Annotated in this window: 29 protein-coding genes; 8 read left to right on the top strand and 21 right to left on the bottom strand. The window is 39.3% G+C overall.

Annotated features, from left to right (window positions below; all coding sequences use genetic code 11):
* Positions 1 to 97: 97 nt before the first annotated feature.
* From LG273_RS03015 to acpS, 9 genes are all read right to left on the bottom strand, one after another.
* Positions 98 to 499: an anti-sigma regulatory factor gene (locus tag LG273_RS03015; protein ID WP_379559783.1), complete on the bottom strand. Its 402-nt coding sequence runs from the start codon at positions 497 to 499 to the stop codon at positions 98 to 100.
* A gap of 3 nt (positions 500 to 502) precedes the next feature.
* Positions 503 to 859: an STAS domain-containing protein gene (locus LG273_RS03010; RefSeq protein WP_379559785.1), complete on the bottom strand. Its 357-nt coding sequence runs from the start codon at positions 857 to 859 to the stop codon at positions 503 to 505.
* Between the two features lie 4 nt (positions 860 to 863).
* Positions 864 to 1,733, bottom strand: coding sequence for an RsbT co-antagonist protein RsbRA (locus LG273_RS03005; RefSeq protein WP_404457568.1), 870 nt, complete (start codon positions 1,731 to 1,733; stop codon positions 864 to 866).
* Between the two features lie 438 nt (positions 1,734 to 2,171).
* Positions 2,172 to 2,531 carry a type II toxin-antitoxin system PemK/MazF family toxin gene (locus tag LG273_RS03000; RefSeq protein ID WP_036577165.1) on the bottom strand — a complete coding sequence of 120 codons (360 nt, stop codon included), beginning with the start codon at positions 2,529 to 2,531 and terminating at the stop codon, positions 2,172 to 2,174.
* Positions 2,532 to 2,535: 4 nt separating this feature from the next.
* Complete coding sequence (locus tag LG273_RS02995) at positions 2,536 to 2,820, bottom strand: CopG family ribbon-helix-helix protein (protein WP_379559789.1); 285 nt, start codon at positions 2,818 to 2,820, stop codon at positions 2,536 to 2,538.
* 179 nt (positions 2,821 to 2,999) lie between these two features.
* Positions 3,000 to 4,121 (bottom strand): alanine racemase, encoded by a 1,122-nt coding sequence (alr, locus tag LG273_RS02990; RefSeq protein WP_404457563.1) that lies wholly within the window; start codon positions 4,119 to 4,121, stop codon positions 3,000 to 3,002.
* A gap of 505 nt (positions 4,122 to 4,626) precedes the next feature.
* A complete protein-coding gene (locus LG273_RS02985) occupies positions 4,627 to 5,643 on the bottom strand; it encodes an outer membrane lipoprotein carrier protein LolA (RefSeq protein ID WP_379559793.1) in 1,017 nt (338 codons plus the stop codon).
* Positions 5,644 to 5,699: 56 nt separating this feature from the next.
* Positions 5,700 to 7,217, bottom strand: a complete 1,518-nt coding sequence (locus LG273_RS02980) for an NAD(P)H-hydrate dehydratase (RefSeq protein ID WP_404457560.1) — start codon at positions 7,215 to 7,217, stop codon at positions 5,700 to 5,702.
* Between the two features lie 44 nt (positions 7,218 to 7,261).
* Positions 7,262 to 7,636 carry a holo-ACP synthase gene (acpS, locus tag LG273_RS02975; RefSeq protein WP_404457557.1) on the bottom strand — a complete coding sequence of 125 codons (375 nt, stop codon included), beginning with the start codon at positions 7,634 to 7,636 and terminating at the stop codon, positions 7,262 to 7,264.
* A gap of 162 nt (positions 7,637 to 7,798) precedes the next feature.
* Between acpS and LG273_RS02970 the strand changes: the two genes are divergently transcribed.
* Positions 7,799 to 8,566 (top strand): rhomboid family intramembrane serine protease, encoded by a 768-nt coding sequence (locus tag LG273_RS02970; RefSeq protein WP_379559797.1) that lies wholly within the window; start codon positions 7,799 to 7,801, stop codon positions 8,564 to 8,566.
* 81 nt (positions 8,567 to 8,647) lie between these two features.
* Here LG273_RS02970 and LG273_RS02965 read toward each other — a convergent pair whose 3' ends face one another.
* Complete coding sequence (locus tag LG273_RS02965; RefSeq protein WP_404457554.1) at positions 8,648 to 10,105, bottom strand: DEAD/DEAH box helicase; 1,458 nt, start codon at positions 10,103 to 10,105, stop codon at positions 8,648 to 8,650.
* Positions 10,106 to 10,470: 365 nt separating this feature from the next.
* Between LG273_RS02965 and LG273_RS02960 the strand changes: the two genes are divergently transcribed.
* Both LG273_RS02960 and LG273_RS02955 read left to right on the top strand, forming a co-directional pair.
* Positions 10,471 to 11,382 (top strand): DMT family transporter, encoded by a 912-nt coding sequence (locus LG273_RS02960; protein WP_404457551.1) that lies wholly within the window; start codon positions 10,471 to 10,473, stop codon positions 11,380 to 11,382.
* A gap of 76 nt (positions 11,383 to 11,458) precedes the next feature.
* On the top strand, positions 11,459 to 12,316 hold the full coding sequence (locus LG273_RS02955; RefSeq protein WP_404457548.1) for a DegV family protein: 858 nt from the start codon (positions 11,459 to 11,461) through the stop codon (positions 12,314 to 12,316).
* A gap of 45 nt (positions 12,317 to 12,361) precedes the next feature.
* Here LG273_RS02955 and LG273_RS02950 read toward each other — a convergent pair whose 3' ends face one another.
* The 6 genes from LG273_RS02950 to LG273_RS02925 form a co-directional block, all read right to left on the bottom strand.
* Positions 12,362 to 13,048, bottom strand: coding sequence for an alpha/beta hydrolase (locus tag LG273_RS02950; RefSeq protein ID WP_379559802.1), 687 nt, complete (start codon positions 13,046 to 13,048; stop codon positions 12,362 to 12,364).
* Positions 13,049 to 13,190: 142 nt separating this feature from the next.
* A complete protein-coding gene (locus tag LG273_RS02945; protein ID WP_379559803.1) occupies positions 13,191 to 13,580 on the bottom strand; it encodes a YppG family protein in 390 nt (129 codons plus the stop codon).
* Positions 13,581 to 13,616: 36 nt separating this feature from the next.
* Entirely contained in the window at positions 13,617 to 13,904 is a 288-nt protein-coding gene (locus LG273_RS02940; RefSeq protein ID WP_404457546.1) for a glutaredoxin family protein, read from the bottom strand.
* A gap of 217 nt (positions 13,905 to 14,121) precedes the next feature.
* Positions 14,122 to 14,745 (bottom strand): SDR family oxidoreductase, encoded by a 624-nt coding sequence (locus LG273_RS02935; protein ID WP_379559805.1) that lies wholly within the window; start codon positions 14,743 to 14,745, stop codon positions 14,122 to 14,124.
* 106 nt (positions 14,746 to 14,851) lie between these two features.
* Positions 14,852 to 15,304: a MarR family winged helix-turn-helix transcriptional regulator gene (locus LG273_RS02930; RefSeq protein WP_404457544.1), complete on the bottom strand. Its 453-nt coding sequence runs from the start codon at positions 15,302 to 15,304 to the stop codon at positions 14,852 to 14,854.
* 89 nt (positions 15,305 to 15,393) lie between these two features.
* Positions 15,394 to 16,284 carry a diacylglycerol/lipid kinase family protein gene (locus LG273_RS02925; RefSeq protein ID WP_404457542.1) on the bottom strand — a complete coding sequence of 297 codons (891 nt, stop codon included), beginning with the start codon at positions 16,282 to 16,284 and terminating at the stop codon, positions 15,394 to 15,396.
* 217 nt (positions 16,285 to 16,501) lie between these two features.
* On the opposite strand from LG273_RS02925, the gene LG273_RS02920 reads away from it, so the two are divergent.
* The 5 genes from LG273_RS02920 to LG273_RS02900 all read left to right on the top strand — a co-directional run bounded on the left by LG273_RS02920 (position 16,502) and on the right by LG273_RS02900 (position 21,633).
* Positions 16,502 to 17,467, top strand: a complete 966-nt coding sequence (locus LG273_RS02920) for a phosphate/phosphite/phosphonate ABC transporter substrate-binding protein (protein WP_404457539.1) — start codon at positions 16,502 to 16,504, stop codon at positions 17,465 to 17,467.
* 102 nt (positions 17,468 to 17,569) lie between these two features.
* On the top strand, positions 17,570 to 18,346 hold the full coding sequence (gene phnC, locus LG273_RS02915; protein WP_379559809.1) for a phosphonate ABC transporter ATP-binding protein: 777 nt from the start codon (positions 17,570 to 17,572) through the stop codon (positions 18,344 to 18,346).
* Positions 18,343 to 19,158, top strand: coding sequence for a phosphonate ABC transporter, permease protein PhnE (gene phnE / locus LG273_RS02910; protein ID WP_379559811.1), 816 nt, complete (start codon positions 18,343 to 18,345; stop codon positions 19,156 to 19,158). Before phnC ends, phnE (LG273_RS02910) begins: the two co-directional genes overlap by 4 nt.
* A complete protein-coding gene (phnE, locus tag LG273_RS02905) occupies positions 19,158 to 19,958 on the top strand; it encodes a phosphonate ABC transporter, permease protein PhnE (protein ID WP_404457536.1) in 801 nt (266 codons plus the stop codon). Before phnE (LG273_RS02910) ends, phnE (LG273_RS02905) begins: the two co-directional genes overlap by 1 nt.
* 100 nt (positions 19,959 to 20,058) lie before the next feature.
* Entirely contained in the window at positions 20,059 to 21,633 is a 1,575-nt protein-coding gene (locus LG273_RS02900) for a bifunctional metallophosphatase/5'-nucleotidase (protein ID WP_404457533.1), read from the top strand.
* 150 nt (positions 21,634 to 21,783) lie between these two features.
* Here the strand turns inward: LG273_RS02900 and LG273_RS02895 are convergent, their stop codons facing one another.
* The 5 genes from LG273_RS02895 to LG273_RS02875 all read right to left on the bottom strand — a co-directional run bounded on the left by LG273_RS02895 (position 21,784) and on the right by LG273_RS02875 (position 26,614).
* Complete coding sequence (locus LG273_RS02895) at positions 21,784 to 22,362, bottom strand: PepSY domain-containing protein (RefSeq protein ID WP_404457530.1); 579 nt, start codon at positions 22,360 to 22,362, stop codon at positions 21,784 to 21,786.
* A gap of 399 nt (positions 22,363 to 22,761) precedes the next feature.
* Positions 22,762 to 23,616, bottom strand: coding sequence for a PepSY domain-containing protein (locus LG273_RS02890; RefSeq protein WP_404457528.1), 855 nt, complete (start codon positions 23,614 to 23,616; stop codon positions 22,762 to 22,764).
* A gap of 229 nt (positions 23,617 to 23,845) precedes the next feature.
* Positions 23,846 to 24,502, bottom strand: coding sequence for a PepSY domain-containing protein (locus tag LG273_RS02885; RefSeq protein ID WP_404457525.1), 657 nt, complete (start codon positions 24,500 to 24,502; stop codon positions 23,846 to 23,848).
* Positions 24,503 to 24,575: 73 nt separating this feature from the next.
* Complete coding sequence (locus LG273_RS02880) at positions 24,576 to 25,925, bottom strand: sensor histidine kinase (protein ID WP_379559818.1); 1,350 nt, start codon at positions 25,923 to 25,925, stop codon at positions 24,576 to 24,578.
* The gene (locus LG273_RS02875; RefSeq protein WP_404457522.1) at positions 25,922 to 26,614 is read right to left on the bottom strand and encodes a response regulator transcription factor; all 693 of its coding nucleotides are present in this window, start codon (positions 26,612 to 26,614) and stop codon (positions 25,922 to 25,924) included. Before LG273_RS02875 ends, LG273_RS02880 begins: the two co-directional genes overlap by 4 nt.
* Positions 26,615 to 26,655: the final 41 nt, after the last annotated feature.

Below are 26,655 nucleotides of genomic sequence, written 5' to 3'. Positions count from 1 at the left end.
CTAGTATGTCTATTTTTGCTTTAATCAGAAGAAGTGTGTACCACAACAAGCTGTACACACCCCCTTTTATGTCTTACTTTGTCTGCTAATAAAGTTTCTACCTTACCCATTTTACTGCTTTAATTCTAGTCCCTTTACCAGACTCCGATTGTAAGTCAAACTCATCCATTAACCGTTTAACTCCTGGCAGACCTGCTCCCAGACCGCCTGAAGTCGAATAACCATCTTCCATTACTTTGCTGACATCATCAATCCCCGGTCCATTGTCTATTGCGACCATAGAAATGCCTTTATGATTTAAATTATCAATTACTTCAAAGCAAATTTGTCCATTTTCAGCATATAAGTATATATTTCGAGCTAATTCTGATATTGCCGTTGCAATTCTTGCCTGGTCAACAGTGCCGAAACCAATTTTTCTGGCTATATCCCTGCCGAGCTGTCTTGCCCCAACAATATCCCACTCTTTTTGTATATTTACACAAGATTGGGGATTCATTCGCTATTCCCCCAGTTCCTGGTAAAGTTTAATTAAACCTTGTTCCAAATCCAGAGCCGTTGGGACATTTTTCAAATGGATTCCCAAATCAATTAGCGTCATTGCAACTGCTGGTTGAATTCCTGTGAGTACTACTTTCGCCCCCATTAGGTCTGACATTGTCACGACGTCGCCCAAAACTTTCGCTATAAAGGAATCAATAATATCGACAGAAGTAAGGTCAATTACCACACCTGTTGCTCCGCTTTGGTGGATCTTACTTAGTAGGTCTTCCTGAAACTGAATTGCAGTATTGTCGTCAATTTCAGTTTGAATCGAAATGAGCAGAAAATTATGCAACTTCAATATCGGTATACGCATGATTTCACTCCCCTTTTAAAGAATCAATGAGCTTTTCAATATTCTCATCTTTTCGTTCATGTTCTACAACTTGTCTGCCAGTGATTTCAAGCGCTTTTGTAAAACCTTTTTTCAACGAGCTCTTCGTTGGGAATTTTCCTAAATCGATTCCCAGATTCACAATTGTTTGAGCGATTTCTGGGCGAATCCCCACCAGAATACACGTTGAGCCAATAAGCCTCACAGCTTCAGCTGCCTGAATAATGTGATGTGCAACCATGGTATCCACTACTGGAACGCCAGTAATATCAATTAATACCACTTCTGAATTATGTTTAATTACACCCTCTAGAAGGTTCTCCATAATTAACTTCGCTCGTTCTGTATCAATGGTACCGATCAAGGGCATCACGGTGATCCGATCCATTACAGGGATAAGCGGAGCAGATAGCTCTTGCAGGGCAACTCGTTGAAGAGAAACGATATGTTCCCAGCTTCCAGAATATTCATTTACCAATTGACGGATCAGGGGTTCCACCCATGCATCGACACTTTTTATAACATCCGAAATATATGAAGAATCTATTTTATCTGACTGACTGAGAATGTAATCAACTGTCACTCTACGGAAAACTTGGAGTCCATCTGTTATGTAACTAAGCGGCCACCCAAGATTAATGATTTTTTCTGAAAAGTCTTCTACAACTTTTGTGGATCCTTGACTTTTTATACTTGTAAAAATAACATTTACAAATTCACGGTTTGTGCTTTCGAATAATTCATCCGATATACTAGCAGTATAATTACCGTCCTTTATAGAATTAATCTCTTCCATCCACATTTGTACAATTGAATTACTATTTTCAATTGCCGTTTCTTTAAATTTCTGATCCATTTTCTTCCCCCCATTGTCCTGGTAGTTATCTCGTATTGTTATATTCAGGCAAAATTTGTGAGAATACGTCAAAATCTCGTACATAAAAACATTTCCTGTTTTATTGTAACATAATCATTTCCATTGTATTAAACCAAAACCCTTAATGAAGGTATAAAATGGTCCTTTTAAACTCCATAAGTAGAATATGCAAAAAAATACGTTTCATAAATATAGAATTTTGTGGAGAATTGAAGGGTATACCCTTCTTTTTATCTCGAGTAGCTGGCGATTATCTGCCTAGCTCAGCGAGGCTATAGTGATCCAAATAAAGCGAAGCTTCATACGGTGGGGGTCTTACTGCAAGTTAAGGCGGGATAAATAATTGAGCGAAAAGGTGGCCTTACTACTAATTTTCTCCAACAAAAATACCCTCGTCTATTTTTAACAAGGGTATTGCTACTGACCGTACATATCTTTTAGACCAAGACTAATTTCAAGTGCCTGATCTATCTTTTTCATCATTTCATTATCTAGCTTTGTTATTTTATCAGTAAGCCGCTGCTTATCTAACGTTCTTATCTGCTCTAATAATATAACAGAATTACGATCAAAGCCGTATCGTTTAGCGTTGATTTCAACGTGAGTAGGCAGCTTAGCTTTTTGGATTTGTGCTGTAATTGCAGCAACAATAACAGTCGGACTAAACCGATTTCCTATATCATTTTGTAGGATCAATACCGGGCGGACGCCTCCCTGCTCTGATCCAACCACAGGGGATAAGTCAGCGAAGTATACTTCGCCTCTTTGAACGATCAACTTGTTACACCCCGATCACAGAGCGCTCTAAGGTGTTTTCAGCCTCCTCTTCAGCTTGAAAAGCTTCCGAAGCAATTGATAGATTAATGCGGCCCATTTCTTCGTAGCCTCTTTGCATTGTTTCATGAAATTGTTGAATGTGCTCATCTCTCTTATGCTCTAAAAATTTTCTTGTAGCTTGACAGATGAAATCGCTCAAGTCACTGTTTTCATGTTTCATTAATCCATCCACCTCATTTAACAGATTCTTTGGTATCTTCACCAAGACTTCTTGTAAACTCTCTGACAAAACTATGCACCTCCGCCAACTGTTGAACGAACATAATCAAATTCTTTTTTATAATATCATTGAATCTGGGGGTTTGCAAAGGGTTCTTGAAAAAAATTAATTAAAATCGCTTGTTTTGTCGTTTAATATTAGAAAAATGTGGTATATAGCTTTGGTAGAGCTTTTTAAATAGGGTAAATTTAACCCTTATATATACGAGGTATTCGCTCATTAAGTAAACAAGGAATTTCATAATTAATAGTATCTAAATAACTTGCAGCCTCATCTATACTAATGAATGATTCATTTTGCGAGCCAAGTAATGTTACCTTGGTTCCTACTGGGTATTCCTTATCAAGACGAATCATCGTCTGATCCATGCAAATCCTGCCCACAATAGGCATCCTCTTTCCATCTACGAGAACAGAAAAACCTTGCAGTTTACGAACCCAGCCATCACCATACCCAATCGGTATTGTACCTATCCATTCCTTCTTTTCAGCTCTGTATGTTAGTCCGTAACTCACTGCATCTCCTGCATCAATTTGTTTTACGTGTGCCAGTCTACTATGAAGTGAGAAAGCCTGCTTCAAAGAGATTTCATCTTCCTCTTTAACCGCCGGAGAAGGAAATAACCCATACATGGCAATGCCATAACGTACAAAATCATACATACCCTCAGGTAAACGAATTGCACTAGCACTATTACCAATATGGACTGCCACCTCACCAGACCAATACTCCCTTAGTTCGGTAAGTCTTTTTTCGAACAACGTTTTCTGTTGATGAAAATAGCTAAGGTTTTGGCCATCAGCTGTAGCAAAATGAGTGTACACTCCTGTTAAATATATGCTTGGTTTGCTGTTTAATGCATATAATATCTCACGCATTTCTTCACTTGACCGGATGCCTATTCGTCCCATACCAGTATCAAGTTTAAGATGGAGCTGCAATTTCGTACTTAAGTCAAGTTTACTAACCTGGTCCAACCAATCTTTTTGGAAGAAAGTTAAGGTGATATTTTGCTTAGCAGCAATGGATGCAGCCTCTGGAGGTACCCATCCCATTACAAGAATAGGAGCTTCAATTCCTGCATTTCGCAGTACTAAGGCCTCCTCAAGCAATGCCACCGCTAGTGACGTTGCCCCTGATTCAAGCGCCCTTTTGGCGACTTCAATACTTCCATGTCCATATCCATTCGCTTTGACTACCGCTACTATCTTTGTTTGCTTAGGAAGTCGCTGTCGCATAGCCTTTATATTATGTGTAATAGCATCTAAATCTATTTCTGCCCATGTTGGTCTAATTATAGTCCTATCCAACCGAAAAGCCTCCTTACGTGCAACGTTCTCTCTATTTAATCTTTTCCCCACCCCTCTGTCAAATGAGAAAAACAGAGAGCATTCGTTGCAAGCAAAACAAAAGCGCAGGGCGCCCGTTTAGAGACGTACGGACTGGGACTGCGATTACTCGCCCCACCGAAAACCTTTTGGACTTAGCCGCAGGAGATAATGTTACATGCCCCTGCATCAGGGGTATGTCGACGTTGGCCGGCAAGGCCGATTTTAGTCGAACCTTCCTTCCCCACCGGAGCTGATGTTGACTTTCACCGCAATGGTATAAGTGCGACCAAGCCTCTGGTTACACCAGTCGGCAAGTCTTCTTTATCGTACGGAGGCGAGGGAAGTCTCGCTAGTCTCTGGGCGCTGGAGCTGGACGTGGCCCGTTCAGTTACTCCGTTATCCACAGTACACAAATTTTATATTTTTCTATGCAAAAAAAGCAGACCCCCTCTCCTGGTGACGAGTCTGCTTCTGTCTTCCCACTTTACTTCACTTCTTGACCTTGTACAGATTGTGCGACTTGGATTAACTCCTCTTTCGTTAGTTCATCACTAGCTAGGATATAATCCACTCCGTTATAAGACCATTCCAGTGTATTATCCGACAAACCGGCCACCGTATGTCCTAAATTCACGATGTCCCCATTCACTTCCTGTGGAGAGGTAATAGTTGGTACAACGTCTCGTTTTTCCTGTACAAGCGTAAAGTTCTTTTCCCCGGAGAACGTTAAAATGGCGCGTTCCCCATTTTCCAAATCTATTTCCTTTTTCCCTTCCAATTCAGCACCAGCCAAATAGGTTGGCACAGCCACAGTTAACGTATTATCCGCTGGCTGTCCAGAAACGGCTTCTTCCTCTTCGGTACTGCTGGCCATATTCTTGTCCATTGTAAAATCATCTTCTTCAAAACTAGCATCTTTTTCAAAGCTAGAGAAATTCACTTCTACCAATGCGTTTTTATCTTTGTCTAGTACTTTTACCTCTACCGGTGTCAATGTTTTCTTATCGAAATGAATTTCTTGATATGGCAAATTATTATTGCTTTGATAGTTTGTTTTTGTTTTGAAAATATAATGAGTGTCTGTTGTTTCAAATTCTGCTTCCTTATCTTTTTGGATATCATTTACGAGCGATTGATATAAATACGGCTGGCTACTGTTTTGAGGCCAATCCGACTGGAATTTAAAGTTTTTCTTTAGAGCGGGCGTTAATACAAAAACCCCATCTTCATTTTTTAAAATGATTTGACTTCCTTTTTCATCCATATCATTTGTTAATGCTACTCTAAATAGATCTTCTTTTTTGTGCCAAATATCAATAGCGAATTTCTGGTCTTCTTGTCCTGTATTCATACTCATTTCAGCCTTTGCCTTATACCCTTCCATGTCCTTCATCGTTTCATTTAAATCAGCCAGTACATCCTCTTGCGTCTTTTCTCCACAGGCCGCCAGTAAAAACACAAACCCTGCCATAACAATAAAAATACTAAGCATTCTTTTCATTAACATCATATCTCCCTTGTCTCAGTAGAAACATTAGGGAACATTGTCACGCAAGATTATAAAAATGTACGATACACCAGTGAAACGCCTTCGATAACGTCGGATGCAAGCAAATCATGCTCAGAATGTTGCCCCTGTACTAATAAATCCGCTGATTTCCCATGAATAAAACATGCATTGCAAAGCCCTTCGAAAATAGATTGCTTCTGCATAATCATGGTAAGTATGATTCCAGTTAGCACATCCCCACTCCCGCCTTTTGCAAGCCCGGCGTTTCCGGACACGTTCACTGCCTGCTTTCCTTCAGGGGTGGTAATAATGGTAAAAGCTCCTTTTAGGACAACATAAACATTGTAGTCCTCAGCAAACTTCTTAGCGTAATAAAATGGACGCATTAATACATCTTTTATGGATAATTCAAGAAGCATTGCCATCTCACCTGGATGTGGTGTTAAGATAACTGGTTCTTCTTTGCCATCCAATACGGTCAAATCTTCCTTTAAATGGGTAAGCCCATCTCCATCGATGATGAGCGGAAGCTTCGAAGCTGCTGCTTGTCTAATAATCGGCCGAGAAGTCGCTTCACGTCCCATCCCAATACCTAATGCAACAGCATCAAACTTAGCGTATTCAATCTCATCATTATACTGGAGATGATCATTTTCCTCAGGCAATGTAAGGAATGTCGCTTCTGGACAGAAAGTAGCAATACGCTGAATAACTTTGTCTGTAGTGCCGGCTGTAACCAATCCTGCTCCCGAACGTAAAGCCGCCCGTGTCGTCAGCCCTAGTGCGCCTGGCATGTTAGCAGAACCTCCGATAATGAGACCCTTGCCATGGTCGCCTTTATGATCGTAGGCGCTTCGTTTAGGAAAGGTATGTTGGAATTCTTTCTCCGTCCAAATTTTCCGCTCGTTCTCCAGCTGTTCAAAAGCCCTGGTTGGAAAACCTATGTCCAAGCAGTCCCATTCTCCATAGTAAGGCGCGGTATGCTGGACAAATGCCGTTTGCTTAATAGCCCCTATCATAAAAGTATGGGAGGCCTGTACAGCAATAAAATCTGCTTCTCCTTCGTCCGCAGGCAAACCTGATGGAATATCTACGGAAATGGTGAGGTTTTCCAATTGGTTAAGCTGGGTTACAATGGAATGTAATGGATCTCGTAACATACCTTTCACACCAATCCCAACCATTGCATCTACTACGACAACTTCTTTATCCAGTCTTTCTATGATTTCTCTACCTTTGTCTAACGGATCGACAATTCCATCACACTTCTGATAAAGATGCTTATGATAGGCTGCGTGCCCCGTAATCTTCTCATCATCTACCACTTGGAGGACAGAAGCCTGATAACCCATATTCCGTAATGTTCGTGCAATGACAAATCCATCCCCACCATTATTACCTGAACCAGCAAGCACCAATATAGACTGTTCGAATCCAACCATATCCATAATTCGCTGTGCTATTTCTCTGCCTGCATTTTCCATTAAAATGGAAGCCTCTACCCCTGTATGCTTCATAGAAAACTGGTCAATACCGTACATTTCTTCTGCGGTGACAATATACAAAACTGTTCCCTCCTACCCGCACTAAAATATATGAGACAACCTTATCAATTATGCATGGCGTCGTTTGCTTCAATGACTACCTGTGCGGCGGCATAATCCCTACTATGTGTAATCGAAATAAATATCTGCTCATTCTTATATCCCACTGCACGAAGCACAGGAGCCCCATTCTCTCCTGGCAATATCTCCATATTATGAAATCCCATTTTCCCAACACCAGTCCCGGCAGCCTTTGCAAAAGCCTCTTTAGCGGCAAACCTTCCTGCTAGAAATTCAATTCTCCTTGTTTCAGTTGGATGGGCATTAAAAATTTGTAGCTCTTTGTGTGTGAGCACTCTTTTAGCAAGCCGATCATTTTGTTTTAGACTCTTTGCTATTCGATCTAACTCAATTAAATCCATCCCAATCCCTTTAATCATCCACTATCTATCCTTTCATCCCATAAACGCCTTATTGTTGCACATTTAACCTATATTTTAGTACGCTAATATTGGTCATATGTTGAAATACGCTTTACTACACTATACTAATACCCTACCTGCAAATTCACCTAACGTTTGAATTAAACTGAGGAGGACGTCATGTTTATTCGAAATGAACGAAGTATACAAGAATTTATGCAATCCTACCCTGTCGTTTCCACCATTGTAATTATCCATATTGTATTATGGCTCATTCAAGGGTTTCTTTCTCTACCTATTGGAAATACACTGTTTCAGCTCGGAGCGGGTAGTAACTACCATATTGCCCAAGGAGAGTATTGGAGACTAATCACCCCGATGTTTTTTCACGCAGGCTTAATGCACATGCTTTTCAACTCGTTTTCTCTTGTACTTTTTGGACCTGCGCTTGAGCAAATGCTTGGGAAAGTAAAGTTTATCCTTGCCTATGTAGGTGCTGGTGTTGTAGCGAATATTGCCAGTTTCATCCTAGGGCATGCCATCTATACACATGTCGGGGCTTCCGGCGCTATTTTTGGGTTATTTGGTATCTATGTATTCATGATAGCTTTTCGCAAGCATTTAATCGATTATCAAAGCTCACAAATGGTTTCCGTTATTATTGTCATTGGATTAATTATGACCTTTATCCGACCGAATATTAATGTCTATGCTCACATTTTCGGTTTTATTGGAGGCTTTGTTATTGCCCCACTTGTGTTGCAAGGTGTTAGAGCCTATTCACCTTGGCAACGACGACGTCGAAATCGAAATCGAGACGACGAGGGGATTCAATTTGATCCGAACAGGTGGAAAAAGAAACGCGTGCCATCCGCAATAAAAAAGAACGCGCTCTGGATTATCATAGTCATATTAGCACTACTTGGTCTACTTAGTCGTATCTTGTAAAAAGGTGTAAGCACGAGTCAGTCACTAAAAAAGGTTACCCAAATTGCAACGGCAATTTGGGTAACCTTTTTTTATAGTATCTTAGTCACGGTTTCTACGCTTTTGGAAGTTTCCTTTACGGTTTCTTCCACCTTGGCCACGTCCGCCGCCTTGATTGCGTTTCCCGTAAAAACGTTTGTTATTAGAACGACGATCGTTGGAATTCTGAGCTTTTTTAACACTAATTGGAGCTACAGAAGAGATCCTTACTGGTGTATCACGGCGCTCTTTTGTCATTAGCTTCAACGCTGCAGCTACCACGGAAATAGAATCATGCTCTTGCAAGAGATTATTTGCTGCTTCATGATACCTTTTTAAATCTTTTTCTTCGATCGTTTTTAGAATGTTATCAACCGTAACCTGTTGCTGTCCCTTTTGTGCATCATGATTTGTTGGTGGGACCATGCGTTTCATTTTACTTTTGGTAACTTTTTCAATCAATTGTAGGTGTGCAACCTCTCTAGGGGTAATAAATGAAATAGCTTCCCCTGTACGACCTGCACGTCCTGTACGTCCAATCCGATGTACATAGCTTTCAGGGTCTTGTGGAATATCAAAGTTATATACATGGGTGACACCAGAGATATCTAAGCCACGTGCTGCTACATCTGTTGCAACTAATACATCAACGCGACCATTTTTAAATTTGTTTAATACAGACATACGCTTACCTTGCGTTAAATCTCCGTGGATTCCTTCAGCACGATAGCCTCTTGCCTGCAAACCTTCTGTAATCTCATCTACACGCTTTTTCGTGCGGCTAAATACAATGGCTAACTCAGGTGAATGAATATCAAGATGATTGTTCAGTGTATCAAACTTGAACTTCTCAGGAATTTCGATAAAGAACTGATCAATATTCTCTACAGTCATTTCTTTTGCTTTAACTTTAACCTCTTTAGGCTCGTTCATTAAGTTTGTTGCAATATCCCGAATTTCTTTCGGCATAGTAGCTGAGAAAAGCAGTGTTTGTCTTTCTTCAGGAATACCTTTTAAAATATCGCGAATGTCATCAATGAAGCCCATGTTTAGCATTTCATCTGCTTCGTCCAGCACGGCTGTCTGAACCATATTTGTGCGAATCGTTTTTCTTCTCATGTGGTCAAGCAGTCTACCAGGTGTCGCCACCACAATTTGTGGACCGTCCTTAAGAGCACGAATTTGTCTATCCATAGGGGAACCACCATAAATAGCCAATGCCCGTATTCCTTTAAATTTACTAAGACGGTTTAACTCTTCTGCTACTTGGATAGCCAGTTCACGCGTTGGTGCTACAACAAGCCCTTGAATCTTACGTAGTTTGGAATCGATTTTATCGATCATCGGAATACCAAACGCTGCTGTTTTCCCTGTACCTGTTTGAGCTTGTCCAATTACATCATTCCCCTGCAGTGCAAGTGGAATCGTCTCCGCCTGTATTGGGGTTGCTTCTTCAAATCCCATTTTTTCCAATGCTTTCATAATGGAACTGGATATACCTAATTCATTAAATGTTGTCACCTATTCCTCTACTCCTTTTTCTGTAAAAATTTAATTGTCAAAGAGGCCTTGGATTTTTCTTATACTTTAGTTTGAAAATAATCTACCCGCACATTTCATCAATAAACGTTCTTACTAACTTTAACGGTTATATAAACAAAATATCTCATATTATATGTTAAATTCGATTTAAAAGTATCAGTATTTTTATACTTTCCCTAAAGTACAAAAAAGGCATCACCAATTTCTGGTAAGAGGCCTCACTCGAAAACTCATGCACCTATAATCATAACACAATATTAAGTAGGATACTAATTACAGGTGTGATTTTTTAGGACGAGCATGGTAAAATGAACAAAATCAATCGAAAGTTAGGGAGGGTTACGATGCGTCTTCCCCCATTTAATCCATATGCCGCTGTTGTAATAGGTGTTATTTCCGTCTCCACTTCAGCCATCTTAGTTAAATTAGCAGATCAGGCGCCAGCAGCTATCATAGCCAACTACCGCCTGTTAATCGCAGTACTGCTCATGGCTCCTTTAGTTCTTTTAAAGTACCGCGAAGAATTTCGCCTTATCCATAAACGGGATTGGCTGTTTTCCGTACTGGCAGGTATCTTTCTCGCCCTTCATTTTATTTTATGGTTCGAATCACTTAACTACACTTCTGTAGCCAGTTCAGTTGTTCTAGTCACCCTACAACCCATTTTCGCATTTCTTGGAACTTATTTCTTTTTTAAAGAACGGTTCTCTCCAGGGGCTGTGATTAGTATGCTGATTGCCCTTTTCGGGAGTATTATCATTAGCTGGGGTGATTTCCAAATTAGCGGTATGGCATTATTTGGGGACATTTTAGCATTGTTTGGTGCTATCACTGTAACCGTATACTTCTTATTTGGTCAGCGTGTTCGAAGAAGTGTTTCCTTAATGACCTATACGTTTTTTGTTTATGGTGTGAGCTCTATCACACTCTTGCTGTATAATCTCACTGTTCAAAACGACTTTTTCGGTTACCCTTCTGATCATTGGTTACTTTTCATAGCTCTGGCTATTTTTCCTACCTTCTTAGGCCATACATTATTTAACTGGGCATTAAGGTGGCTAAGTACGTCGACTATTTCAATGGGAATTGTTTTTGAACCAGTTGGCGCAACTATCTTGGCCTATTTTATACTTGATGAAGTAGTGACATGGACGCAATTACTCGGTGGAACGATCGTTATTTTTGGACTTTTCCTATTTATTTTAAGTACGTCAAGGAAACCTTCTGTGACAATTGCAGAAAAAGAGCATGAATAACTGCAATTGTGAATAGGAAAGTAATGTCTCAACTGCTATACTTACTGTACCTTATTTTTAGGAAACGGGTGATCTTATGAACATTCAATTAATGACTGATGGAGGAGCAGATATTCCAAAGCGCCTTCGTGATAACATCAATTTATCCATTGTTCCTCTTTATTTACATTTTTCCGATGGCCAATACAAAACAGGAACAGATTTGGACACTGCTGCTTTTTATGCAAAAATAAAAGAAAGTGGGGAGCTACCACGTTCTGCGGCTCCAAGCCCTCATGATTTTTATGAGGCTTATAAAAAAATAGCCCCTGACCAGCCAATTTTGATGCTAAGCCTGTCAAAGGGGTTAAGCAGTACCTATGACAATGCCGTTGCCGGTAAAGAATTATTACTTGAAGAAGAACCAAACCGCATAATCGAGGTAATTAATACAAAAACAGCCTCTTGTGGAATTGCACTACTTCTACATGAAGCAAATGTCAAGATTCAAGAGGGTTATAAGTTTTCCAAGCTGGTCGACCATATGCAGGAAAGAGCAGAACAAACTGCTACCTTATTTATTTTGAAAACATTAGAAAACCTCGTGTTAGGTGGACGGCTAGATAAAGTTAAAGGAACAATTGCCAAAACATTAAATATAAAGCTACTAATGAAAGCAAGTGAAGAAGGCTCGATTGAGGTATCTGAAAAAGTTCGAGGGGATAAAAAGTCTATCAGGCGGTTTATCGAACAAATCGGCGAGTATACAAAAAATGTCGAGAACAAAGTTATCTCCATGACACATTGTAATGCAGAAAACAGAGCCAAAAGCGTATTAGATGATATTCAGAAGAACTACCCTTTTCAGGACGCCTATCTTACGGACGCTGGTCCGCTCATTTCCACTTATGGCGGTGAAGGTGCCTTGGTTATTTCTTTCTTTAAGGATGAATAAAAACGAGACAGCTGAAATTGTGGCTGTCTCGTTTTTACTGGAAATTTACTTTGTAAGAAACTGAAATACCATGCTGTTTAACGTATCTCTATCATCCCCCAGACAAATAAGATGTCTGGAACGTTCAAAAAACACTACTTCTTTCCGTTTTGATGTAATTTCTTTATCCAAGTAATAAGCTGTTTTATATGGCACCATTCCGTCCATCTGCCCCTGCGCAATTAACACTTCAGATTCCACTTTCTTTAAGTATCCTCTTGTAAACTTAACTAATTTTAAGAATTCTAAGTTTGCTTTGAACGGAACTCGCCCCAACTTATTACGGTAATGGCTATATAATTTATTACTCCCCAATTTACCTCGGATACCATCTGCTACAAAACCACCTGCATCTATTGCGATTTGCTTGAAAGAAAGGTATTTTCCTGCAGGTGCTAAAAGGACAAGCTTGTCTACTTTATATTTAGCAGCTAAATAAGCAGTGATCATACCACCCATAGAGAAGCCAATAAGATAAATATGATCACACTTTTTCATTAGTTCCTTGAGTGCTTGTTCGGCAGCCCTTATCCAGCTTTTGTGAGACTTCCCTTTCAAGTCGAGCTGCCTTCCATGCCCTGGAAGCGTTGGCACTTCGATGTGCCAGTCCGTCTGTTCGTGTAAATAGTTTACCAATGGTTCTACTTCATATGGACCCCCAGTATAACCGTGAACTACTAAACATCCTATCATAAAAATTCTCCTCTTCTTCCGCTTCTACCCTTCTTTTACCCATAATAAATACAAAGTATTACCGATTTCCCTTAAGAAATTATTAGAAATGCACGGTTTAATTTCCAACGTACCTAATTACAGGTGGACAATCTTTATGAGGTTATCTAAATAGCTTCATCATGCTTCCAAATTGTTTTACAATCGGAGAAACTTGATGATAAGTATTAGCTAGTTGGCCAACGGTAGATAGGACTTTATCTAGGTCGAGCTGCTGTCCTCCTGTGTTGGGAATTTGCTTACTAATATCGCTATCTTCTCCCGCTACTGGCGAGGAATGGAAGTTAGCTGGGTAAGTTGCATGCATATAATCCGGCCAGTTCGCAGGTTGCTGTGGCTTTGAGAAATAGGCATAAGGTGTATGAAATTGGGTTGATTGATATGGTGTGTTTGGATGGGGAATGGAACTTGGTGGTTGATGTGCTAGTGGATGTATTCCATTGCTATAGTTTTGTGTGTAATAATTGCTGTATTGTTCATAAGGTCTATACATCTGCAAACACCTCCTACTCATGTTTACTGGTATATATTATGCATCATTATCTGGATTTGTGTTTAGCAAATAGTCCTTATCCAACACCCCAAGTGTGAGGTTCAGCTTTTCTTCCTGATAACCAAGAATCGGTTCCGTTTCGTCACCTATAAACGTAGCTGGCGTGCCATAAATACCCTGCATTTGCAATTCCTTCATATTTTCGGGATGCTTCGTAACATTTTTCACCACATAAGGTACGTTTTTGTTGTCCAATAACTGTAATACTTGATCACAATCTTTATTACCTTCACTTATATAGACTCTTACATTATTCTCATTCATGATGATACCTCCGCAAGTATAATACTTTTTACCTATACCCTTTCTTCATAAATCGGAAACCACTTTGTAATGTTTTTGTAACAAAAATTTATATTAGTTTGCTACGTTACAAAGCAGCTATACCCTCGCAAGGATCTATGCTGTTTGAGAAAAAACGAAAGAACCCACCACATAGCGTTAAAATGATGGGTTCAATAAAATAACTACTTTTAATCCCTTACAAGTCCTCTATTTTGGTGTCCCCACTTACGAGTTCATATACTTTTCCTTCTGCATCCTTTTTGGTAAGAAGATGTACCAATACTGCTGCTACATCTTCACGCGGAATACTGCCAAGTCCTACTCCGCTTTCTTGAAGGTTAACTTGTCCTTTTCCAGTATCGTCTGTTAATTCACCTGGCCGAACAATGGTATAATCAAGGCCAGATGCCTTCAGATACTCATCTGCACGATGTTTTGCATAAAGATAATGCTTTATTTGGTCAGCTTGTTTAGGCTGATCAGCTCCCATAGCGCTTAATAGGACAAAACGTTTTACACGATTTTTTTGTGCAAGCTCTGTTGCCTCAATGGCTCCTTCTTGATCCACGATAACTGTTTTATCAGGACCTGTACTTGGACCTGATCCAGCCGCAAATATAACAGCTTCTATCTGATCATACGCTTTCTCAAAGTCACCTTCTAAATCTGCTAAGACTGTTTCAACGTTTAAATTTTTAAAGTAGTCGATTTGTTCTTCTTTTCGAACCATCGCTACTGGAGTATGCTCCTCTGTATCTTTTAAGGATTTTACAATATTTTTTCCTACATCCCCGTTTGCTCCGATCACTAATACTCTCATTTAAATTGCCTCCTTGAAAAGTTCCTATTACGTTATGTATCCGAAATAAAAAAAAGCAAAACATATATGATGAAATATATCTTTTGCTTTTTGCTATTTGTGAAGGTTATTGTTCTTTTTTTCCAAGCTTTTTTAAAATATCTATGGCTACTTCTTTCTCATTTTCGTCCAAAACAGTCATAAGTTGTTTGATTTTATCCCAATGCCCGGGAAATATTCGACTTAATAATTCGTACCCTTTTGGTTCAATAACAGCAAATGTGACCCGCTTGTCATGAGCATTTGGCTTTCGTTTTAAATATCCTTTTCTCTCTAATTTATTTACTACATAGGTAATGCTTCCACTAGACAAAAGTATCTTCTCACCAATTTTTTGAAGTGGTTGCTCCCCTTTATGGTATAAAAGCTCCAGGACGGCGAAGTCTGTTAAATTAAGGCCCCGTGACTGAATGTCCTTCTCTACCTGTTCCATTACCGAACGATAAGACTTGGCTAATACAACAAATAGTTTTAAAGATAGGTCTTGTTTTTTTTCTTCTAAATTTTGTGAGGTATTCACACGCTATTCCTACTTTCTACTACAGTACTCAATTTAATTTTCTACTATATCATCGGCTGAATGCAAGAAATATTTAATAGATTCTAATCTCACGCTTTGATCATCTTAATATGTTTAGGAAGAATACGAATTTCTGCTGGAGTATTGGTGTGAATTTCGCCATCCATATCTATTTCTTTTGCTATTTCAGTTGTAATCTTCAAATTATTGGACTGAAAATGTGTCAACTCCTCTAATGCATCATTTCCCACGTCTGTGTTGCTCATGGAGAGAAGTTCCCTAAACGATAAAAGACTAGAGTTTTTTACAATAAGTACATCCAATTGACCATCTGCAGGTTCAATGCTGGATATCGGAATTTGTCTTGTCCCAATAAAAGCACCATTTAAAAGAAGGATCATCACTGCTTCCCCTTCATAGGTCTCTTCGTTTGTTTCTATCTTGTAACTGAATGGTTCTGATTGGCTAACTGTTTTCAATGTACTCATAAAATAACTAAGTACTCCCAGAGTCTTTTTCTGCTGTTCGTTAATATTTTTAGAAGTATCTGCTACCATGCCAATTCCCCAGAAATTCAAGAAATATGTAGCGTTTGATTTGGCTAGGTCTACATCGATAATAGATCCATTTACAATAGCTTCCGCAGCGTTTGATAAATTCTGTGGCAGTTGTAGCATTCTACTAAAATCATTGGAAGTACCTCCTGGTAATATTGCAATTGTTGGCCGAATTGGTTCAGATGCAATAGCATTTATACAATTGTGGATCGTACCATCCCCACCTAATATGATTAACAAATCAATTTTTGCTGCATAAGTCTTGCAAGTCTCTGTGACTTCTTCTATAGAGGCGGTCTGTAAGATGGTTAATTCTTTAATTTCCCGTGAAAGTAAGGGCACTGTTTCTCTTAACTTTTGTTCATTATCTCCTTTACCAGCATTTCCGTTATATAGTAATAATGCACTATTAAATCTTGGCATACCATCAACTCCTCTTATACGTTATACTATTTATTTCCTTCTTTATGACAAAAAAAACCTCTCCAATTTATCTTGCAAACTAATTAGCTAGTATCTACTAAGATACGACATATTTTTGTAAAAATAATGTAAAATGTGAAATTAGTCTAGCATTTTCGACCTATTTGTTATTTAATATAAGAGTAAGATATATTAAGGGATTTATAGGAGGGTCAAGATGAAAAAACTTTATAGTCTATTTCTTGTGCTTGCACTTGCATTGTTCCTGGCTGCATGTGGTAGTTCGGATGAGTCAGATTCAAGCAATGCTGAAGGTAATAGCGGCAACGAGAGTAGCGAAGAAAGCAGCAACGAAAGCAGCGGAGAAACTCCAGATACACTTGTTATGGGATTTGTTCCATCTCAGGATTCTGACACAATCGCTGACACCGTAGAACCTCTGGCAGAACGTTTAGGGGAAGAGTTGGGAATTGAAGTTAAAGGTGAAGTAATGACTAACTATAATGCACTTGTTGAGGCTATGGGAGCCAACCAAGTACAAATCGGTTTCATCCCTGCATTTGGTTACGTTCTTGCAAACGAGCAATATGATGTTGAAGTAATCTTAAAATCCATCAGATATGGTTCTGGTACATACAAAGCACAATATCTGGTTAGATCCGATTCTGGCATCGAATCACTAGCTGATTTAGAAGGTAAAGTTTGGGTTTATGGTGACAAAGGTTCTACATCCGGTTACTTATTCCCAGCAAACCAGCTAATGGAAGAGTTTGGCTATGAATCAGCACCTGAACTAGAAAGTGATTTCTTTGCTGGCACTCAGCAAACAGGCGGTCATGATAACTCTGCTCTAGCCGTATATAACGGTGACGCTGATGTAGCAACAACGTTTGACGATGTTCGTACAGAGCTTGAAGAAGAGTATCCTGATGTTATGGAAAAACTAGAAGTCCTTGAGTACACTCAAGAGATTCCAAATGATACAATTTCCGTAACAAAAGAGCTTGATGATGAGCTAGTTCAAAAAATCAAAGATGCTTTCATGTCATTTAACGATGATGAAGAAATGATTCAAATTATGAACGAAGTATACAACTGGGATGCAATTGACGAAGCTTCTGATGAAGAATATGAAGTAGTTAAAGAAACATACCAGCAATTCAAAGACAATATCGAACTTTAAAAATAATAAAAGCACAACTAAACCGGAAAAGGGGGAGCTTAATCTCTCCCTTTTTTCCTAGTTTTTAGACAAACTAAGTTTGTAATGGAGGAAGTACATATAATGATTCAATTTAAAGATGTCGGTCTCGTTTACCCAAACGGTACAGAAGGCCTGAAAAATGTTAATGTAACCATTAACGACGGAGAATTTGTAGTAATTGTCGGATTGTCAGGGGCTGGAAAATCTACTTTTATTCGAAGTATTAACCGTCTTGTTACTCCTACAAAGGGCTCTTTGCTAGTTGATGATGAAGATATCCTTTCTTACCGGAGCGGTGAATTACGTAAACTGCGCACAAAAGTTGGAATGATTTTTCAAAACTATAATTTGGTAAAGCGTACCAATGTATTAAAAAACGTTCTTGCAGGTCGCCTTGGACATACCGGCACCTTGCGCTCTATTTTTAACCTTTATAAAAAAGAAGACATTGGTCTTGCTTATGAAAGCTTGCAGCGTGTTAACATCGCCGAAAAGATTTACAACCGTGCTGACGAACTAAGTGGTGGTCAGCAGCAACGTGTAAGTATAGCGCGTGTACTAACGCAAAAGCCTAAATATATTTTGGCAGATGAGCCCGTAGCTTCCCTAGATCCTCCGACATCTCATCAAGTGATGTCTTATTTAAAGAAGATTAACAAAGAGGATAACATTACAACCATCGTGAACCTTCACTTTATCGATATGGCAATGGAATATGCCGACAGAATTATCGGTATGCGAGCAGGAGAAGTTGTATTTGATGGACCAGTTTCTGAAGTTAACGAAAAAACCTTTGAAGAAATATATGGCCGTTCAATACGTGAGGATGACTTGCGTGGGGGGGCGGATGAATCGTGACCAACCAGGCAAAGAATTTAACAAATGGTAAAACACCTTCCCTGTTTCCAGCGAAGACAAAAGCACAAGTTACCATCATTTTCTTTGTTGTACTTGGGTTTTATCTTTTCAGTATGTACTGGACACAGCGTGAGATGGTTGGCGGGTTTGGTGATTCCCTTGGCAATATGTTTAATGTTATCCAGAAGTTCTTTCCACCAAATTTAAGTGTTATCCCTGCGGTTTGGGAGCCAATGGCACAGACAATTCAAATGGCAATTGTTGCAACAACACTGGCTGCAATTCTAACTGTTCCATTAGCTATTATGTCAGCGCAAAACATTACAACATTTAAGCCATTATATTATGTAACCCGTACCTTAATGAATATTTTACGTACAATACCTGATTTAGTACTAGCAGTTATATTCGTAGGTTTATTCGGCATTGGGGTACTACCAGGGATTTTAGCTCTTTTCATTTTCTCATTAGGTATTCTTGCAAAGCTTATCAGTGAAACAATTGAAGCAGTAGATATGAACCCATTAGAAGCGATGCGCGCGTCAGGCGGGAATGTATTTCAGGTTATCTTCTTCGGCTTGGTACCACAGGTATTGCCGCAGTTTACTTCGTTCGTGCTCTATGTGTTTGAAATAAATATTCGTGCCTCTGTCGTTCTTGGATTAGTAGGAGCTGGTGGGATTGGACTTATTCTTGATCAACAACTCGGTTTCTATAACTATCCAAACGCAATGGCTATTATTATTTTAATTTTTGTCGTGGTTATTGTAATTGAATATATCAGCAACAAGCTAAGGGAGGCATTGATATAATGGAATCTTTCACACTACCTCCAAAGCCAAAAAGCTCGTTATTTAAGAAAATTAAAACCCTTCTTATCGTTGTTGTTATAGCTGCTATCTATGTCTGGACCTTTCTTGGAATTGACATTGACTGGGCCAGAGCAATAGACCGTATCGCGGATAACTTTGGGCGTGTTATACCGAACCTTTTTAGTCCTGATTGGTCAGCAACTGGAGAAGTTTCCTTAAGTATATTAGAGACTGTTTTAATTGCATTTGCAGGTTCTTTAATGGCAGCTGTGTTGGCTGTTCCTTTAGGCTTTTTAGCTGCTCAAAATATGACAGGAAGCAGAATTCTTACTACTATTGGGAAATGGATCCTTTCAGCAGTACGAGCATTCCCAGATATTATTCTTGCTATCCTGTTCGTAGTAGCAGTAGGACCAAACGCCTTTGCCGGAGTTTTAGCAATTGCGATCGGGTCCACCGGAATGCTTGGAAAGCTTTACTCTGAAGTAATTGAATCTATTGATATGAAGGTTGTGGAGGCCATGGAAGCAAACGGTGCGAATAAAATTCAGATACTGTTTTATGCGGTCATCCCTCAAATTATTCCAGAATTTCTTTCCTATGCAATTTACCGTTTTGAAGTAGATATACGTGCTTCATCCATCCTCGGTATCGTGGGAGCTGGAGGAATTGGTACAATGATTATCTTCGCAGCAAACAACCGAAACTGGAATGAAATGGGTCTCATCCTTTTTGCTATCATTATCGTCGTAACGATTATCGACTTTGTGTCTGCCCGTATACGTCGTAAAATCGTATAATTTAGGCAGAGCACTTATGGCTTGTCCCGCAGGTATACCTGTGGGACTTTCCTATTTATCAAGATTAAACAAACATATTATTAAGAAAGGATGCAAAGCATTGAACAAACAGACTGCTACATTAAAGATTTTATATACAAGTGACGTCCATGGAAATGCCATGCCTATCTCATATGGCACAAATGAACCTACCGAAACCGGCTTGGCAAAATATGCTACTGCTGTAAAGCAGGCACGAAAAGAGAATGAACACGTTATCGTACTTGATAATGGGGATTTAATACAGGGGACTCCATTTATGACCCATTATGTGAAACAGCACAGACATAAAGAAAATCCAATGATCAACGTGATGAACCAAATCGGTATCGATGGAGCTGTTATTGGTAACCATGAGTTTAATTTCGGTGGCGAAGTGTTAGATAATGCAGTAAAAGAGTCACATTTCCCCTGGATCTCAGCTAATATACTTGATACAGCTACGAATAAACCAAAATATGGGCCTCCCTATATAATTAACACATTAAACGGTATAAAGATTGCGATTACAGGTGTGACCACCCACTATATTCCGAATTGGGAATCGCCGGACCATATTAAAGGATTACACTTTGCAGATGCTTACGAAACCTTAAAAAAGTGGACCGCTTATATACAAGAAAGCGAAAAACCGGATGTTCTGATAGCTTCTTACCATGGAGGCTTTGAACGGGACCTGGAAACAGGACAAGAGACCGAGGCTCTGACAGGAGAAAACCAAGGATATAGAATGTGTGACATTGAAGGGATTGATGTCCTGTTAACAGGTCACCAGCACCGTAAACTTACTGGAAAAGTAAATGATGTATTGGTCGTCCAACCAGGTAATAATGGTGCTTTATATGGTGAAATAACTATGAACCTAACCCGTGTAAATGGCGAATGGAAAATTACGGAAAAAGATGCCCAGCTTCGTGATCTTCTCTCCGTCTCTACTGATAAGAATGCAGTACAAGCATTGGAGGAACTGGAAGCATCTACCCAAGAGTGGCTTGATCAGCCAATTGGGCATATCGAAGGTGACATGAGTATAAGCGACCCATTCCAAGTACGAATTACAAAGCATCCTTTCATTGAGTTCATCCAGAAGGTTCAAATGGAGGAAAGTGGTGTCGATATCTCTGTTACTTCATTACTAAATAATACCTCCAAGGGTTTTACATCTGCTGTTACCATGCGAGATGTGGTTTCTAATTATATGTACCCAAATACGCTAGTAGTGCTCGAACTTACAGGGAAGGATATAAAGCAAGCATTAGAAAGAAGTGCAGCATATTTTACCTTAAATGATAATGGTGAAATAGCTGTTAATCCATCATACGAAACACCGAAGCCACAGCATTACAATTATGATATGTGGGAGGGTATCGACTACACTATATATGTAGGCGAGCCTGTAGGAAGCCGTGTGAAAAATATAACCTATCATGGGGAGCCACTATCTGACAAAGAGAGCTATCATGTTGTACTGAATAACTACCGAGCAACTGGTGGGGGGAATTATGACATGTTCAAAGGAAAACCTGTTGTGAAAGAGATTCAAAAAGATGCTGTGGAGATTATCCGCTCTTATTTCGAACGCCATCAGCTTGTAAAAGCCACAGCTACCCCTAATTTTGAGGTGAAAATAAAATAAATCTTCATTTGGTGGAAGTTCCCCTCTGTTAAACGAATCGGATCTTTATTGACAGTTGAACCCCGGGATAGTACTGCCAGTTAAAGCGAGAGTGTATAAAATTTTAAAGTAAAAGGCGAGCTTTATGCCCGCCTTTTACTTTAAAATTAATTAATCATCATCATCTTCTGTGTCGATATCCATTTCTAAAATTTCGCCAGATACTGCATCAATTTCAAAGTCAGCTTCTGTTCTGTCTTTCACCATTTCGATTTCATAAAGAAATCTTCCATCATCTTCATCCATTTCTACTTCTCTTGCTTCCCCATCAAATTCTTTTTTGGCAATGGCGATTGCTTCTTTTTCAGTGATGAGATCCTGGTTGTTAACCTGCGTTACATTGTCATCTTGCGCATCATCATCTGAACCATCGTAGTCATCATAATCATCATCGTCTCTATTAACGGACCCAGATTTCTCCTTTAAAACTTCTCCAGTCTCTGCATCCATCTTTAAATCTGTTTCTATCTTATTATCTGTTACTTCAATCTCGTATACTGTACGGTTTGCCTCTTTATCCAATTCAAGTTCTGTGATCGTTCCTGAATATTGGTCTGTAACCATTTGGCGAATTTCATCGGTATTTAATTTAGGGTCTTTAGCATCAGCATTTGTTTGGTATACCCCAAAACCCAAAACTGCTGCACCCGCAATACCCGCAATTAATAAACCTGCTTTCTTCTTCATCATTTTAAATCCTCCTTTTTCTTGATACTCTTATCATAACCTGTCGTAATGAAAAGACAGTGTGGATAACATTAGAATTTGCTGAGAAAAAAGGTTAATTTCATCTCATTTTATACGAAAAATGAATTTCCAAGCGTCTTAAGGACCTAATCGCAGTCTGGAACATAACTAATTTACTAATGCTACGCTACGAATAATATGAACTACTTCGGCAGAACACTCCGCTTTCCGCAGTCCAATGAATCCCTTGAAAAAAATCTCTCGGTTCGGTATTCTGTCTGCTTTAAAAAAGAAAATCCGAACGAAGCAAACCTTTATCCAGGGATTTGTCTGATAGTTCGGATCATCATTTACTAAGAGTACTTTTTTCAGGCCTCTTGAAATACTATATTTTTACTTTATTTAATCATCATTATCATCATCGTCATCATCGTCGTCGTTGTCATCGTTATCATCATTATCGTCATCATCATCGTTGTCTGTATCAATGTTCATTTCTAAGATTTCCCCAGTTATGGCATCAATTTCAAAGTCAGCCTCTGTTTTATTACCTTTGGATAGTTCAATTTCATACACGGTTCTTCCGTCATCTTCATCAATCTCAACAGATCTCACGTCGCCATCAAATTTCTTCTTAGCAATGGCAATGATCTCTTTCTCACTCATTAATTCTCTGGCTTGCACGTTTCGATTGTTGTCATCGCCATTATCATCATGGTCGTCATCTCGGCTATCATCGCTATTGTCATCATGGTCATCATCTCGGGTATTATTACCTTTATCATCATGGTCGTCATCTCGGCTATCACTGCCATTATCATCATGGTCGTCATCTCGGCTATCATTGCCATTGTCATCATAGTTGTCATCTCGGTTATCATTGCCATTATCATCGTGGTTGTCATCATGGCTGTCATTACCATTATCATCGTGGTTGTCATCTCGGCTATCATTGCCATTGTCATCATGGTTGTCGTCATGGGAGTCATTGCCATTGTCATCATGGTTGTCGTCCCCATTGTTTTTACCTGCAACCCGCTTAAGAGCCGTCTGCTTTTTTTCATCTGTTACTTCAGCCTTGTAGACCGCTTTCATTGCCTCTTTTTCTTGCTGAAGATTTTTGGTGTTATCGGAATACTGTTCTGTTACTGCTTTTCTTGTTTCATCTGTGTTTAATTTAGGATCTTTAGCATCTGCACTTGCTTGATAAACACCAATTGCTAATACCAGGGCACCTACTGTTGAACCAATAATCACTCCTGCTTTTTTCTTCATCAACTTAATTCCTCCTTTTGTAATATACTCTTATCATAAACACCCCTCATGATAGGAGGGTGTGTATAACATTAGAAATACATGAGAAAAAAAGATAAGGTTCTCTCATTTTCACAGCGAGTTTACTACAAAAAAGGAATCATGATGACTGAACGGTAAAGGTCAAAGTCCATACAAAAAGAGCCACCAAACTGGCAGCTCCTAGGGTAGATCAATCATCGTCCTCTACTTCAATATTTTGATAAAGTATCTCACCTGTGAAGGCATCGACATCTAATTCTGCTTCTTCATTACCGTTTATAATTTTTATCTCATAAAGATACCTGCCATCATCTTCATCCAATTCCGCTTCATCAACCTTACCAGGGAATCGTGCTAATGCAATCTCTTTCGCTTTCTCCAGACTAACGGTGACATTCCCTTCCGATTTCTTTTGTTCCCCTGCACTATTAGTAGCTTGATTTTTTTCATTTTCGTTCTTCTGTTCTTCCTCTTGAACTTTCTTCTCTTCTATATTAGCTTCCTTTTCTTCAGTGGCAGACTTGTTTGTGTCGGTCTTTTTCTTTGTTTCAGCATTATTAACAGTGCCTTTTTCCGTCATCTCTAATCCCACTACATCGCCTGTATTTGCATCAATTTTTACATTATATTTATTTCCATCTCTTTCTACAAAAGCTTCATAATAACCTTCTTTTTCATTAAGTTGCGGTTCGCTTACTTCTCCAGGATACTGTGCATTAATAACTTCCTTAACATCAGCTTTCGAGTAATCAGGACTAGCAGAGCTGGCAAATGCTTGAAAAACTCCAAATCCTGCAAATGCCAGGATAACCAGCCCTCCTGTAATCATAATCGTCTTTTTTCTCATCGGACACCCCTCCCAACTACTTGAAGTTTAACAAACAAACATTTGAATAAATGGTGAGTAAGATTAGAATTCACTAAGAAAGTGGTAATGTTAGGAAGAAGGTAGTTCCTTCCCCCAGTTTGCTATTAACCGTCAGTTCTCCCCTATGGGCTTCTGAAATGGACTTTGCAATGGCGAGACCTAGGCCAGTTCCACCTGTATCTCTGCTCCGCGCCTTATCTACCCGATAAAACCGATCAAAAATCCGTTCCTGGTCACTCTCACTTATACCCGCTCCATAATCTTTGACTGATAACACAGCAGCATTCTTCTCAGATGTGAGTTGCACTTCTACTTTACCTTTAGTGTATTTCAGGGCATTATCAATCAGAATATATACAACCTGCTCTAATTGATCAGGCAGGGCATGAATAATGCACTCTTCACATTCATTCTTAAACTGAATATCTCGTTCATACGCTTTTTGAAAGGTTTGGACGGTTTGTTTTACAAGTGTGGTGAAATTTAAAGTTTCCTTTTTGCTAGCTTGCTTATTCTTAGCTAACGCAAGCATCTGCTCCACTAGCTTTTGCATTCGATCTGCCTCTGAATCAATTGCTCCTAGTGATTCCTTAACAAGCTCCTGATCCTCTGTACCCCTTCGTTCCAGCAACTGTGCATAGCTTTTCACGATGGATATTGGTGTTTTCAATTCATGAGAAGCATCTGAAACAAATACTTCTTGCTTTTCATAGGAATCTTTTAAGAAATCGATCATTTCATTAAAGGTCTTTTCCATTTCATACAATTCATCTTGTGATCGAGATTCCACATTTATTTTTTTCCATTTTCTTTGTTCCATATTCTCCCGCATTGCTTGAATTAAAGCCTTAATTGGGTTAAGAAGAAATCTGCTGAGCACATTGCCGGCAACAATTACAGGTATGATCATAATAATCGATGCTGCCATTAAAACAAAAAACAGTGTTTGCATGGTCTCTTCAAGTGCAGATAGCTGCGCAGAAACTTCTATTGTAACGACTTCATTAGCATGACTGCCATTATTCCAAATTATTGGCCTGGAGACCACTGCCACGTCTGGTGCACCTTTAGGGGAGACAATCTCCTGCTGTTCTGTTTCTGTAAAAACAGGATCACGAAAGGAATAGTTATCGTTTAACTCAGTAAGAAAAGCTGTACCATCCTGATCAATAACTCTTATCATCCCATCCTGTGGCAAATAGGCTTTCATAAATTCATTCGTAGCAATTGCTGGATTACTATTCAATGCTTCAACGATGGTGGTCGTCTGTTCAGCTAATTGATCTAGGCGGCTGTCTGTAGAAATTTTATAAAAAAGAAAATAGATTGCAGTATTGACTAGCAAGATAAGAATGAGGATAAAAATACTGGAAAACAATTGAATTTTAGTTCGAAGTTTCATTTAGTTCGTTCCTTTACCGTATAGCCTACTCCTCGAACAGTCTGGATATAGGCATCATCATATCCTTTATCAATTTTCTGCCTGAGATAACGAATATAGACATCCACTACGTTCGTATCACCATAGTAATCAAATCCCCAGACTTGTTCGATTAGTTTTTCTCTTGTTAGCACAATATTTTTATTCTTCAAGAGGCAAACAAGTAAGTCGAATTCTCGTGGTGTCAACTCGATATCCTTGTCTTGCCGCTTCACTTCCCTGCTCCCAATATTCACGGTGAGTTCGCCAACCCCTAGTCCTTCCCCACTGGAAACCTGGGTAGTGGCGTGCCGTAAATGCACGCGAATTCGAGCAAGCAGTTCCTCAATTTGGAAAGGCTTGGTAATATAGTCATTTGCCCCAATATCAAGACCACTTACTTTATCATGAACTTCATCTCTTGCGGTAAGCAAAATAATTGGCATGGTCATTCCCGACTTGCGCACTCGACGTAATACTTCTAATCCGCTTAGTTCTGGAAGCATTATATCAAGTAAGACCAGATCCCAGCTCTCCTTCTCTATTAGCTCAAGAGCTTCTTTTCCGTCCTTTGCGATGCTTGTTTCATAATTTTCATACTCAAGTTCCAGCTGTAGTACCCTGCTTATCTTCTGTTCATCTTCAACTATCAAGATTTTCGTTTGCGTCATCTCTTTCACCAGCTTTCAAGTTGGTTTGCTTGTATTCTATC

Origin of the sequence: Oceanobacillus kapialis, assembly GCF_044790185.1 — a bacterium.
GTDB lineage: Bacteria > Bacillota > Bacilli > Bacillales > Amphibacillaceae > Oceanobacillus_B > Oceanobacillus_B kapialis.
Note: the sequence above shows the minus strand (reverse complement) of the source record. Positions and strands in the feature narration are given on the sequence as shown.